Here is a 13,241-nt window from a genome sequence, read left to right as displayed (position 1 = left end):
GAAACAATCGGGCAGGAGCGGGAAACTGGGATTATAACCGCTCGGTCCGGGCCAGCAGCCAGGCACGTGCAGCGCCATCGAGATGCGGCAACAGCCGGCTGCGGACCTGCTGGTGATAGGCATCGAGCCAGCCACGCTCTTCGGGGGCCAGGCGGTCGCGCAGGATGCAGCGGGTATCGATGGGACACAGCGTCACGGTTTCGAACGCCAGGAACGGACCGGATTCGTTCTGCTCGGCCGCGACCGCCAGCACCAGGTTCTCGATGCGTATGCCCCACTGGCCATCGCGATACAGCCCGGGTTCGTTCGAGGTGAGCATGCCAGCCTGCATGTCCTGGTGCGCACGGGCATGCGCGCGCACGGAGATCGACTGCGGGCCCTCGTGCACATTCAGGAAATAGCCTACGCCGTGCCCTGTACCATGGCCATAGTCGAGGCCATGGCGCCACAATGGCATGCGGGCCACCGCATCGAGCACGGCAGCGGGCGTACCGACCGGAAACACGCTGCGTGCCAGGGCAATGTGGGCCTGCAGGACACGCGTGTAATCCGAACGCTGGGCAGTCGTGGGTTCACCGACCGGTACCACGCGGGTGATGTCGGTGGTGCCCCCCAGGTACTGCCCACCTGAATCGATCAACAGCAGCCCCTGCCCCTGAATGCGCGCATGGGCCTGCCTGGTGGCGCGATAATGCGGCATGGCACCGTTGGCATTGAAACCGGCAATGGTTGCAAAGCTCGGGCTGACGAACCCCGGGCGACGGCTGCGCGCTTCTGTGATGCGGGCATCCACATCGAGTTCGGTCACCGTCTGCCCGGCCGCCAGTGCTGCTTCGAACCAGGCAAGGAATTCGCACAGTGCCACCCCGTCCTGCACCATCGTGTCGCGGATGTGCGCCGCTTCGGCCGAATTCTTGATGGCCTTGAAAAGCTGGCTGGGGTTCATCGCCTCGATCAGGCGCAGGCCCTGCGCTGCCACCAGCGTACCCTCGGTGACCCGCGCTGGATCGATCAGCAGGGACTGGCCAGAGGGCAGCGCGGCCAGATCCTGCCCCAGAGCGCCGTAGTCGCGCAGCACGACCCCATCGACCGCCAGGCGGCTGGCCAGTTCGGGCGCGATCTTGCCGGGCGCCACGTACAGCCGGGTGTCATCGGGCCCGATCAGCGCGTGCGCCAGGAAGACCGGGTTGTACTCGACATCGGCGCCGCGCAGATTCAGCAGCCAGGCGATGTCGTCGAGCGTGGATATCAAGTGCCAGCGTGCGCCCGCCACGCCCATGGCCTCGCGCACCGCCGCCAGGTTTGCCGCCCGGGTTCTGCAGGCATGGGGCGGCCGGTGCTCATAGACCGGAGCGGTGGGCAGCGCCGGACGCCCCGACCACACGGCAGCGACTGGATCCTGATCCAGGACGAGTTCGATCGAACAGGCCCGCAAGCCGGCCCGCCAGCGTACGGCCGCAGCATGATCGAGCACCCGGCCGTCCATGGCCAGCCGGTCTCCGGCCTGGAGATGACGCTGCACCCAGGCCAGTGTGTCAGGCACATCGGGCGCACCGGCACGCATCAGCACGATGCCGGTGCCTTGCAGCTGCTGTTGCGCCTGCACCCAATACCGGCTGTCCGTCCACAGGCCCGCAAAACGTGCCGTCACCAGCAGGCTGCCCGCCGAGCCATCAAACCCGGACAGCCAGGCCCGCGCCGCCCAGTGGTCGGGCAGGTATTCGGACAGGTGCGGATCCGCGGTCGGGATCAGGCAGGCCTGCAGACCCACGGCATGCAAGTGCGCACGCAGGGCCTGCAGGCGTTGCATTGCAGAGACGGTATCACTGGACATGCTTGCCGCATCACAAGCCGGTTTCACGGGCTGCGCCATCTGTCCACGCCCTGAAGAAAGGGCGTGGCAGGCCGCGCTTCTGATTGCGGCATATCGGCATCAGGCCACTGCCGAGACATCGAGCCGGGCCGATGTGCGCGCCTGAATGTCCTCGACCGTGACGCCAGGGGCGAGTTCGGTCAGGCGCAAGCCGCTGTCGGTGACTTCCATGACCCCGAGATCGGTGATGATGAGGTCGACCACCCCCACCCCGGTCAGTGGCAGGGTGCACTCGGACAGCAGCTTGTGGCTTTCGGAGCCATCCTTCCTGTTGACCGCCACGTGTTCCATGAGGACGACGACCCGCCCCACACCAGCGACGAGGTCCATGGCCCCGCCCATGCCCTTGATCATCTTGCCCGGAATCATCCAGTTGGCCAGGTCGCCTTTTTCGGATACCTGCATGGCCCCCAGAATGGCCAGATTGATCTTGCCGCCGCGGATCATGCCGAAGGATTCGGCCGAGGCGAATATGGACGAGCCCGGCAATGTGGTCACGGTTTGCTTGCCGGCATTGATGAGGTCTGCATCGACTTCGTCTTCGGTCGGGAAGGGGCCGATGCCCAGCAAGCCGTTTTCGGACTGCAGCCAGACTTCCATGCCGTCGGGCACGTAATTGGCCACCTTGGTGGGCAAGCCAATGCCCAGATTGACGTAGAAGCCGTCATGCAGTTCCTGGGCTGCCCGGGCAGCCATTTGTTCACGATCCCATGCCATAGTGAAGAATCTCCTTACTTGCTGCGAATGGTGCGTTGCTCGATACGCTTTTCGGGGTGGGCATTGAGCACCAGGCGGTGCACGAAAATGCCCGGCAGATGGATATCATCGGGGTCGAGTGCACCCACAGGCACGATTTCCTCGACTTCGGCAATGGTGATGCGACCCGCCATGGCGACGTTGGGATTGAAGTTGCGCGCCGTACGGCGAAATATCAGATTGCCGCTGCGATCGGCCTTCTGGGCCTTGACCAGGGACACATCAGGCACGATGGACCGCTCGAGCAGATAGGTCTTGCCATCGAACTCGTGGGTTTCCTTGCCTTCGGCCACTACGGTGCCCACGCCGGTAGCCGTATAGAACGCAGGGATGCCACAGCCCCCGGCGCGCAGCTTTTCGGCCAGCGTGCCCTGGGGCGTGAATTCGAGTTCGAGTTCGCCCGCCAGGTATTGGCGCTCGAACTCTTTGTTCTCGCCCACGTACGATGCAATCATCTTCTTGATCTGGCGGGTGGCCAGCAGCAGGCCCAGCCCGAAGTCGTCGACCCCGGCATTGTTGCTGACGCAGGTGAGGTTCTGTACGCCGGAATCGCGCAGCGCGGCAATCAGGGCTTCGGGAATGCCGCACAGCCCGAACCCGCCCACGGCGATCATCTGATTATCGGCCACCACATCACGCAATGCGTCAGCGGCACTCGAATACACTTTATCCATACGTTTTCCCTTCGAGATGAAGATACATCGACTCTGACATGCTGCCTGCCGGCATCATGCCGTGAAATACGCCTGCAGCGCCGCACGGTCGCGATCCGACCAGGGTGTCGGCCGGCCTGCGTCATTGGTGTTCACCACCACGCTTCGACTGCGCGCATGGAGCAAATCCGGGTCGTCGGCCGGTGCTATCCAGCTGTGCAGTTCCAGGCTGCTGCTGCCGATGCGCTGGCATTTCATGCCCACCGTGATACGGGCAGGATACATCAGTGGCTCAAGAAAATCACATGAGATATGCGCCAGAACTGCAAAGCCTTCTTTCGATGTCCTGCGCCCCAGACTCTCGAAAAGGCGCACCCGGGCCTCTTCGAAATACCGGAAATACATCGCATTGTTGACGTGGCGCATGGCATCCTGGTCACCCCAGCGTACGTCCATGGTGATTTCGTAGGCGCCGCTGTAGGTAGCCTGATCCTGGTTTGGCGTGTCCACCTGATTTGGCGTGTTCACCTGGTTCGACATATTCATCCAGCACCTGTTGCTTTCAACCGGGCGTGTGTGCCCGCACAACAGCAGTATAACGATGTGCAATACAATGGGCTGCACATCGCAGGGGAAGCCCTGCCCCATGAGCCATAGGAGCCTTGCACTCATGACCGAACGCGAATCGATGGAATACGATGTGGTCATCGTCGGCGGCGGGCCGGCAGGCCTGTCGGCCGCCATCCGTCTCAAGCAACTGGCCGCCGAACGCGGTCAGGACGTCAGTGTCTGCGTACTCGAGAAAGCAGCCGAAATCGGCGCCCACATTCTTTCTGGCTGCGTGATGGACCCCCAGGCCCTGTCCGAGCTGCTGCCCGACTGGCAGGCCCGGGGCGCCCCGCTCGATCTGCCCGTATCCGAGGATCGTTTCCTGTTTCTCAGCGAAACCGGCGCGCGCTCGACGCCAGCCTGGCTGCTGCCCGACTGCTTCAAGAATCACGGTAACTATATCGTGCGCCTGGGGCACGTCACCCGCTGGCTGGGCGAGCAGGCCGAGGCCCTGGGGGTCGATGTCTTTCCGGGGTTTGCCGCGGCGCACGTGCTGTATGCCGAAAACGGCGCGGTGCGGGGTGTGCTCACGGGCGATATGGGCGTGGCGCGCGATGGCAGCCACACGGCCGCCTATCAGCCGGGCATGGAACTTCTCGCCCGCTACACGATCTTCGCCGAAGGCTCGCGCGGCCATCTGGGCCGTCAGCTGATCGAACGGTTCCACCTCGATGCGGATCGCGACCCCCAGAGCTATGCCATCGGCATCAAAGAGCTCTGGGAAGTCCCGGCCGAAAAGTCCCGCCCCGGGCTGGTCATGCACACGGCGGGCTGGCCGCTCGATGCCGACACCTACGGCGGCTCGTTCCTGTACCACCTGAACGACAATCTGGTGGCCGTGGGCCTGGTCGTCGGGCTCGATTATGCCAACCCCTGGCTGTCCCCGTTCGATGAATTCCAGCGCTACAAGACCCATCCGGCCATCCGCACCACCTTCGAAGGTGGCAAGCGCGTGCAATACGGTGCCCGTTCGCTCACAGCCGGCGGGCTGCTGTCGATACCCAAACTCTGTTTTCCGGGCGGGGTGCTGGTGGGCTGCGAGGCCGGCATGCTCAACGCATCGCGCATCAAGGGCAGCCACTCGGCCATCAAGTCGGGGGCACTGGCAGCCGAAGCCGCATTCGACGCGCTGGTGGCCGGCCGCAGCCACGACGAACTCACGGCCTACCCTGCAGCCTTCGAATCATCCTGGCTGCGTGCAGAGCTGAACAAATCACGCAATTTCAAGCAATGGTTCAAGAAGGGCCGCACCATGGGCACCCTCATGACCGGTATCGAACAGTGGCTGCTCAGGGGCAGGATGCCCTGGACCCTGCACCGCGACAAGCCCGATCATGCCTGCCTGCAACCCGCCGCGCAATGTGCCCGCATCGACTATCCCAAGCCGGATGGCGTGCTCACCTTCGATCGGCTCAGTTCGGTCTATCTGTCGAACACGCATCATGAAGAAGACGAACCGGTGCACCTGACCCTCAAGGACGACAAGGTCCCGGTGCAGGTCAACCTGGCCAAATACGGTGGCCCCGAAGCGCGCTTCTGCCCGGCGGGGGTATATGAATTCGTCAAGACCGAAACAGGCGAAGACCGGCTGCAGATCAACGCACAGAACTGCGTCCATTGCAAGACCTGTGATATCAAGGATCCCACGCAGAACATCGTCTGGGTGACGCCACAGGGGGGCGAGGGCCCGGTCTACAACGGCATGTAGCGCCAGAGGCCCCTTGCCACGCTTGCCCCGCGCCCGTGCGTCAGCGCACTTGGGCCAGCTGCTCGAGAATGCCGGGGTTTTCAAGGGTGGACACATCCTGGGTGATGGGTTCGCCCTTGGCCACCACCCGCAACAGGCGGCGCATGATCTTGCCCGAGCGCGTCTTGGGCAGGTTTTCGCCAAAGCGGATCTCACGCGGCTTGGCAATGGGCCCGATTTCCTGTGCCACCCAGTCGCGCAGCTGACGGGCAACGGCTGTTGCCCGATCGCCCTGCGGCAGCGACCCATTGAGCACCACGAAGGCCACGATGGCCTCACCCGTGGTGTCGTCGGGGCGCCCCACCACTGCGGCCTCGGCCACCATCTCGTGCGCAACCAGTGCGGATTCGACTTCCATGGTACCCAGGCGGTGACCTGATACATTGAGCACATCGTCGATGCGCCCCATGATCCAGAAATAGCCGTCCTTGTCGCGTTGTGCGCCGTCTCCGGCCAGGTACCAGCCCTTCATTTCAGGTGGGAAATACGTTTTCCTGAAGCGATCCGGGTCTCCCCAGACGGTGCGGATCATGGCCGGCCAGGGCTTGCGGATGACGAGAAACCCCCCTTTGCCACGCTCGACTTCCTGACCGGTTTCATCGACGATCGCCGCGTCGATGCCCGGCAAGGGCAGGGTGCAGGAGCCCGGCTTGAGTGGCGTCGCCCCGGGCAACGGGGTAATCATGTGCGCACCGGTTTCCGTTTGCCACCAGGTATCGAGCACCGGGCAACGCCCACCACCCACATTGTTGTAATACCAGACCCAGGCCTCGGGATTGATGGGCTCGCCCACCGAACCGATGATGCGCAGGGACGACAGGTCGAAGGATCGCGGATGCACGCTGGCATCGGCTTCGGACAATTTGATGAGTGAACGGATGGCCGTGGGTGCCGTATAGAATACGGACACCTTGTGGGCCTCGATCATTTTCCAGAAACGGGCCGCATCCGGATACGTGGGCACGCCCTCGAACACCACCTGTGTGACGCCCGCTGCCAGCGGGCCATAGGTGACGTATGAATGCCCGGTCACCCAGCCGACGTCTGCGGTGCACCAGAAGACATCATCGGGCTTGGCATCGAAGGTCCATTTCATGGTCATGAGCGACCACAGCAAATAGCCTGCGCTGGAGTGCTGCACCCCCTTGGGCTTGCCGGTGGAGCCCGAGGTATAGAGAATGAACAGCGGATGGTCGGCTTCGACCGCGACCGGGGGGCAGTGCTCAGGCTGGCCCTGGATGACATCGTGCCACCATAGGTCGCGGCCGGCGTGCCACTGGATGCCGGAGCCCGCCCGACGGTATGTGATGACCTTGCGCACGGCCTCGCAGCCGCCCATGGCCAGCGCGTCATCGACGGCATTTTTGAGCTCGATGGTGCGACCGCCACGGATCTGGGCATCAGCGGTGATGACCAGCGTGGCACCCACGTCCACTACCCGTTCGTGGATGCTCTTGGAGGAAAAGCCGCCAAACACGACCGAATGGATCACCCCCAGACGCGCGCAAGCCTGCATGGCCACGACAGCCTCGATGGACATGGGCATGTAGATCACGGCCCGATCGCCCTTCTGGTAGCCCAATGACCGGATGGCGTTGGCCAATTGCGACACGCGTGCCAGCAGTTCTTTGTAGGTCACGCGCGAGACGCGCCCGTCATCGGCCTCGAAGATCAACGCCACATGGTTTTCGACGGGCGTACCCATGTGCCGATCGAGACAGTTGGCCGAAATATTGAGTTCGCCATCGGCGAAGAAGCGGTAGAACGGTGCATTGGAGTCATCGATCACCTGGTTGAAGGGTTTTTCCCAGACCAGGTTTTCACGACCCAGCCGCGCCCAGAAGGCGTCGGGATCACGATCGGCCTCATCGCACAGGGCCCTGTAACCCTGCATGCCAGACACGTTGGCCTGGGACACCAGGCCTGCCGGGGGCGAAAAAACCCGATTTTCTACCAATATCGATTCGATCTCCGTGGTCATGACGCGCTCCTTTGATTGTGATGTGTGGTGGTTCAGGCGTACCTGACGCATGCAGGCCTAACGTACCGCAAGTTTCTTACTCGACCCTGACAGGCTTGACATCCCCCTCGCACTGACGCCCGGCACCCAAGGGTGCGAAGAAAGGGAAGGCTGCCCCCCCCTTTCAGGATCGCCTTCTCCAGCGCAGCAGAACACCTGTGCGAACCCGCTCTTCAGAGCACCCCACGAATCTGTTCGAGTGCAGAGGGGTCCTCTACCGCCGTGAGATCGCCGGGGTCGCGCCCTTCGCACAGCGCCACGATGGCACGGCGTAGCACCTTGCCCGAACGCGTCTTGGGCAGACTGCCGACAAACAGGATGCGTGACGGCCGGGCCACGGCACCGTTGCGCTGTTCGACCACCTTCTTGATCTCGGCCTCGAGCCGCGTGCGGCCATCCGGTGCATCCAGCAGGGCAGAATCCCGCAGCACCGCAAAGCCCACCGCCTGCTGGCCCTTGATCGGATCGGCCACCCCCACCACTGCGGATTCGGCGACTGCCGGATGCGTGTTGACGGACTCTTCGATTTCGCGCGTGCCCAGCCGGTGCCCGGCAACATTGATCACGTCATCGGTGCGCCCGAGAATGAACCAATAGCCGTCATCATCGACCCGCCCCCAATCGGACGTGGAGTAGGTCTGACGCCCAGGAAAAGATTCGAAATATGTCGTTACGAATCGTTCATCATTGCGCCAGATCGTGCTCATGGCCCCGGGCGGCAGCGGCGGCTCGATGGCGACCACCCCTTTCTCATTGGGGCCGCTGTCCAGCCCGGACGCCTCGCTGACCACACGTACATCGAAGCCATAGACCGGGAAGGTCGGACTGCCATAGCGGGTGGGCACTTCCTCGACCCCTGGCTGGGCCGACAGGATCGGCCAGCCGGTTTCGGTCTGCCAATAGTTGTCGATCACCGGCTTGTTCAGGGCCTCGGAGAGCCACTGACCGGTCAGTTCATCAAGCGGCTCGCCCGCCAGGTAGATGCGATCGAGACTGGAGAGGTCGTGGCGCGTGAGCAGGGCAGGATCATGCTTCTTGAGCACCCGGATCGCCGTAGGTGCAGAAAACAGCGCATTCACGCGATGGGTTTCGATGATGCGCCACAGAATTGCAGCGTCGGGCCGTATGGGCGTGCCCTCGTACATCACCGTGGCCTGACCGTTGAGCAAGGGCCCGTACACCACATAGGAATGCCCGACGACCCAGCCAATGTCGCTGGTCGAAAAATAGGTATCGCCCGGCTTGCCGCCGAAGATATATTCCATGGAGGCACACAGCGCGACGGCGTAGCCGCCCACATCACGCTGCACCCCCTTCGGATTGCCCGTGGTGCCCGAGGTATACAGAATATAGCTGGGCTCGTTCGATTCGAGCCAGACCACCGGAACCTGCACATCCAGATGGCGCGCCCGCAAGGTGGCGTAATCAAGATCACGCCCGGCCTGCAGCGACATGGGCACCAGACCGCGATCCACCAGAAGCACATGGTCCGGCTGGTGCACCGATTGGCTCAGGGCCTGATCCAGCAAGGGTTTGTAGGCAATCGGCCGCCCGCCCCGCGAGCCGGCGTCGGTCGACACCACCACCCCGGGCTGTGCATCGTCGATGCGTTGCGCGAGGTTGTGCGCGGCAAAGCCGCCGAACACCACCGAATGGATGGCCCCCAGCCGTGCGCAGGCCAGCATGATGAATGCGGCCTGTGGAATCATCGGCAGATAGATCAGCACCCGGTCGCCCTGGACAACCCCCAGGCTCTGCAGCATGGCGGCTGCCACTTGGACCTCGCGCGCCAATTCGGCCCACGTGTAGACGATTTCCTGATCCGTCTCGGTCGACACCCAGATCAGCGCCGGCTGATCTGCCTGGGTGTCCAGCCAGCGATCGACCGCGTTGTAGCAGAGATTGGTGCGCCCGCCGACAAACCAGCGCGCAAATGGCAGGCGCGAGTCATCGAGCACTTTGGACCAGGGGGTTTCCCAATGAATACGCCGGGCCTCGCGCGCCCAGAAACCTTCGCGATCCTGAATGGACTGACGGTGAAACTCTCGAATCTTCTGCATTGATATCTCCATTGTCGGCTGGGTCCGGCTGCTGCCGAGTGGGTCCGGGTGCTGCCCCCCCAGATGCTACACCCACGGCAACAGGCATGGGCAGACTTTACTCCATCACCATGATCTTCTACACTCGCACCGATACGCCGAAAGACCAGCACACCACCATGCCGCCGCCGCATCGACCAGCACAGACCATTTCATTGCCATCCACCAGCCATTGGCTGCTGCGCACCATGCTGTATGGCATGCTGGCCCTTTTGGCGGGTTGCGCCACGCAGACGCAACGAACGGCCAGTACGGATTCCGGCGCTGATCCGTTCAGCAGTGGCCAGCACGCTCTGGCTGCCCGTTCCGACCCACTGGGCGCGTGGCTTGACAGCGATCCGCCCCTGGCGATCGAGCGCATGGACAGCCCCACAGAGCAGGCCGGCTTCACGCCGGTACCGCATACCATGGCCGGCACGGCGCTCAAGTTCCTCGGCGTCAAATATCGCTACGGGGGCAATGGCCCCGGCAAGGGCTTCGACTGCAGCGGGCTGGTGGCCTATGCGGCCGAAAAGTCGCTGGGCCTCAAGCTGCCTCGCGTGGCAAGCCAGCAGGCCCGCCTGGGCACATCCGTCAAACGCGATGAACTGCGCCGCGGTGATCTGGTGTTCTTCAACACACTGGGGCGCCGGTTCTCCCATGTAGGCATCTATCTGGGTGATCGGAAATTCGTGCACGCACCACGCAGTGGCGCAGAAATCCGCGTCGAAAGCATGGACATGGCCTATTGGCGCAAGCGCTACAACGGCGCGCGCCGCCTGCAGGCCAGCGCGTCCACGGCCAGTGCATTGCACTAGCGTGCCGCCAGCGGCTGGCCAATCGCGTCAGCCACCACCTGGCGCGTCAGCCCAGGGGCCAGCATCTCGAGCAGCACATAGACGAAATCCCGCAGAAACGCATTTCGCCGGATGGCGACGCTGGTGGTGTGCGTGCCGAACAGATGGCCCGCCGGCAGACCCACGAGCGTCTTGTCGCGGCGGGGATCAAAGGCCACCCCGGCGATGATGCCGATCCCCAGGCCGATGTCAGCATAGGTCTTAACCACATCGGCGTCGATGGCTTCGAGGACGATATCGGGGCTGATCCCCGCCTGCTCGAAGGCCTGGTCAATCGCCCGGCGCCCTGAAAAGGCGCGATCATAGGTGACGATGGGGTATTGTGCGAGGTGTTCGAGGGACAGCTGGCGTGCCGCACTCGAGGTGAGGCTGGTCAGTGGATGGTCCGGGGGTACGACCAGCGTGTGCTGCCAGGTGTAGACCGGCAGTGCCACCAGGCCCGCCGTCTGCGCCAGCGTCTCGGTGGCAATGGCCAGGTCGGCCTGATCCTGCAGCACCAGGCGAGCCAGGTGTTCGGGGTTGCCTTCGGCCAGCGAGACATGCACCTTGGGAAAGCGCGCCCTGAAGGCGGGGATCACCCGGGGCAACAAATACCGTGCCTGCGTATGGGTGCATGCGATGACCAGCGCCCCTTCATCATGCCTGGCGAATTCGTCGCACACTTTCTTCAGGTTGTCCACCTCGCGCATGATGCGGTCGATGACCCCCCAGACCGCCGCACCTGGCCGGGTCAGCCCCTTGAGACGCTTGCCATGGCGCTCGAAGATCTTGACGCCCAGTTCTTCCTCGAACTCGATGATGGCCTTGGAGACACCAGGTTGTGATGTGTACAGCGCTCGCGCTGCATCGGTGAGATTGAAATTGCGCCGTACGGTCTCGCGCACGAAGCGAAATTGCTGCAGATTCATCAGGCGCCTGTATTTCCAGAAAACGTAATATGAAATGCGATCAATATTACATCAGGAAATGAAAGTCAGCCCTCGCGTACAGATCGGCCGCCCATGAAAAGCGGCCCGAACGCCTTGTGATCCAGGCCTTTGGGCCGCAGGCAGTGCGCAGGTCGGGTAGTTCGCCCGGTGCGGGTCGCCGGCCAGAAACCGGATACCCGCACTGGGCGGGCCGCACGCAAGGCCGTGCAGCCCGTGATCACTTCATTGAAATCGTGGTGTTGACCTCGCGTGGATGCGCAGCCCAGCGCGCCGTGATGGTCTTGGTCTGCGTCCAGAAATAGATCGATTGACGCCCGTTCGGGCCCAGATCGCCCAGTTTGGATGCGCGCGAGCCCGTGAAACTGAACCAGGCCACGGGAACCGGGATGGGGATGTTGATCCCGACCTGGCCCACATCGACATGATTCTGGAAATAACGTGCATGGCCGCCATCCTGGGTGAAAATGGACGTGCCATTGCCATTGGGGTTGGCATTGATGAACTCGACCGCCTCTTCGAGCGTATCGACCAGCACCACGGACAGCACCGGACCGAAGATCTCTTCGTTGTAGATGGTCATGCCCTGCTTCACGTTGCCGAAAATGGTGGGCCCTATGAAGTTGCCTTTCTCGTAACCCGGCACCTTGATGCCACGACCATCGAGCAGCAGTTCGGCCCCTTCGTCCACACCTTTCTGGATCAACCCTTCGATGCGCGCCTTGGCCGAAGGCGAAATGATCGGCCCCAGGTCGGCCGAGCGATCCGTGCCTACGTTCACCTTGAGTTTGCCGGCACGCTCGACGAAGTCGGGCAGCCATTTCTGGGCGTCACCCACCAGCACCAGCACCGAAATGGCCATGCAGCGCTCACCGGCCGCGCCGAAGGCCGCCCCAAGCATGGAATTGAGGGCCGCCTCGCGATCGGCATCCGGCATGATCACGCTGTGGTTCTTGGCCCCCATCATGGCCTGGCAGCGTTTGCCTGCATTGGAGGAACGCCGGTAGATCTCGGTGCCGACCCGGGTGGAGCCGATGAAGGAAACCGCCTTGATGTCCGGGTGATCGCACAGGGCATTGGCCACATCAGGCCCGCCGTGCACGACATTCAGCACACCCGGCGGCAGGCCGGCCTGCAGCGCCAGCTCGGCCACCATCATGGAGGCGCCGGGATCCTGCTCGGATGGCTTGTAGACGAATGTATTGCCCATGGTGACCGCGATCGGGAACATCCAGCACGGCAGCATCACGGGGAAATTGAACGCCGTGATGCCTGCGCACACGCCCAGCGGCTGCAACACACTGTAGACGTCGATGCCGGTGGCCGCATTTTCTGCGTAATCACCCAGCTGCAGGGTATTGGCCGACACGGCATGCTCGACCCCTTCGAGGCCGCGGGCGACTTCCCCTTCTGCATCGGGCAGGGTCTTGCCGTGTTCGCGCGACAGGACTTCGGCGATCTTCGTGGTATTTTCGCGCAGCAATTGTGCAAAATCGGTCATGATCTGGCGCCGCTTGGCCTGACTGACCAGGCGCCATGTGGCAAAGGCTTCGCGCGAATTGGCCACGGCGCGCTCGACCTCTTCGGGTGTGGCAAAAGGAACCCGGGCAACCACCTCTTGAGTGGCCGGATCGATGACATCACGCCATTGCGTGGATTGAGATTGGACCAGTTCACCACCGATCAGCAATGGAACGCGTGGGATGTCGCTCATGGTGCTCT

General features: G+C 63.1%; 10 protein-coding genes. 2 read left to right on the top strand and 8 right to left on the bottom strand.

Features of this window, described 5'->3' with window-relative positions; all coding sequences use genetic code 11:
- Positions 1-31: 31 nt before the first annotated feature.
- The 4 genes from WCY17_RS07860 to WCY17_RS07845 form a co-directional block, all read right to left on the bottom strand.
- Entirely contained in the window at positions 32-1,834 is a 1,803-nt protein-coding gene (locus WCY17_RS07860; RefSeq protein ID WP_372701626.1) for a M24 family metallopeptidase, read from the bottom strand.
- A 99-nt stretch (positions 1,835-1,933) separates the two neighbouring features.
- Positions 1,934-2,590: a CoA transferase subunit B gene (locus WCY17_RS07855; protein ID WP_372701625.1), complete on the bottom strand. Its 657-nt coding sequence runs from the start codon at positions 2,588-2,590 to the stop codon at positions 1,934-1,936.
- Between the two features lie 14 nt (positions 2,591-2,604).
- Positions 2,605-3,303: a CoA transferase subunit A gene (locus WCY17_RS07850; protein WP_372701624.1), complete on the bottom strand. Its 699-nt coding sequence runs from the start codon at positions 3,301-3,303 to the stop codon at positions 2,605-2,607.
- A gap of 54 nt (positions 3,304-3,357) precedes the next feature.
- Positions 3,358-3,828 (bottom strand): acyl-CoA thioesterase, encoded by a 471-nt coding sequence (locus tag WCY17_RS07845; RefSeq protein ID WP_372701623.1) that lies wholly within the window; start codon positions 3,826-3,828, stop codon positions 3,358-3,360.
- A gap of 124 nt (positions 3,829-3,952) precedes the next feature.
- On the opposite strand from WCY17_RS07845, the gene WCY17_RS07840 reads away from it, so the two are divergent.
- The gene (locus WCY17_RS07840) at positions 3,953-5,599 is read left to right on the top strand and encodes an electron transfer flavoprotein-ubiquinone oxidoreductase (protein WP_372701622.1); all 1,647 of its coding nucleotides are present in this window, start codon (positions 3,953-3,955) and stop codon (positions 5,597-5,599) included.
- 40 nt (positions 5,600-5,639) lie between these two features.
- Here WCY17_RS07840 and acs read toward each other — a convergent pair whose 3' ends face one another.
- Together acs and WCY17_RS07830 are read right to left on the bottom strand one after the other, a co-directional pair.
- Entirely contained in the window at positions 5,640-7,619 is a 1,980-nt protein-coding gene (acs, locus tag WCY17_RS07835; protein ID WP_372701621.1) for an acetate--CoA ligase, read from the bottom strand.
- A 212-nt stretch (positions 7,620-7,831) separates the two neighbouring features.
- Positions 7,832-9,730, bottom strand: a complete 1,899-nt coding sequence (locus WCY17_RS07830; protein ID WP_372701620.1) for a propionate--CoA ligase — start codon at positions 9,728-9,730, stop codon at positions 7,832-7,834.
- Between the two features lie 98 nt (positions 9,731-9,828).
- Between WCY17_RS07830 and WCY17_RS07825 the strand changes: the two genes are divergently transcribed.
- A complete protein-coding gene (locus WCY17_RS07825; RefSeq protein WP_372701619.1) occupies positions 9,829-10,554 on the top strand; it encodes a C40 family peptidase in 726 nt (241 codons plus the stop codon).
- Here the strand turns inward: WCY17_RS07825 and WCY17_RS07820 are convergent.
- Complete coding sequence (locus tag WCY17_RS07820; RefSeq protein WP_372701618.1) at positions 10,551-11,501, bottom strand: CysB family HTH-type transcriptional regulator; 951 nt, start codon at positions 11,499-11,501, stop codon at positions 10,551-10,553. The genes WCY17_RS07825 and WCY17_RS07820 overlap by 4 nt on opposite strands.
- Before the next feature lie 238 nt (positions 11,502-11,739).
- Positions 11,740-13,233 (bottom strand): CoA-acylating methylmalonate-semialdehyde dehydrogenase, encoded by a 1,494-nt coding sequence (locus WCY17_RS07815; RefSeq protein ID WP_372701617.1) that lies wholly within the window; start codon positions 13,231-13,233, stop codon positions 11,740-11,742.
- Positions 13,234-13,241 lie beyond the last annotated feature (8 nt).

This window comes from Castellaniella sp. (assembly GCF_041677825.1).
In the GTDB taxonomy this organism is placed as follows: domain Bacteria; phylum Pseudomonadota; class Gammaproteobacteria; order Burkholderiales; family Burkholderiaceae_B; genus Castellaniella.
Note: the sequence above shows the minus strand (reverse complement) of the source record. Positions and strands in the feature narration are given on the sequence as shown.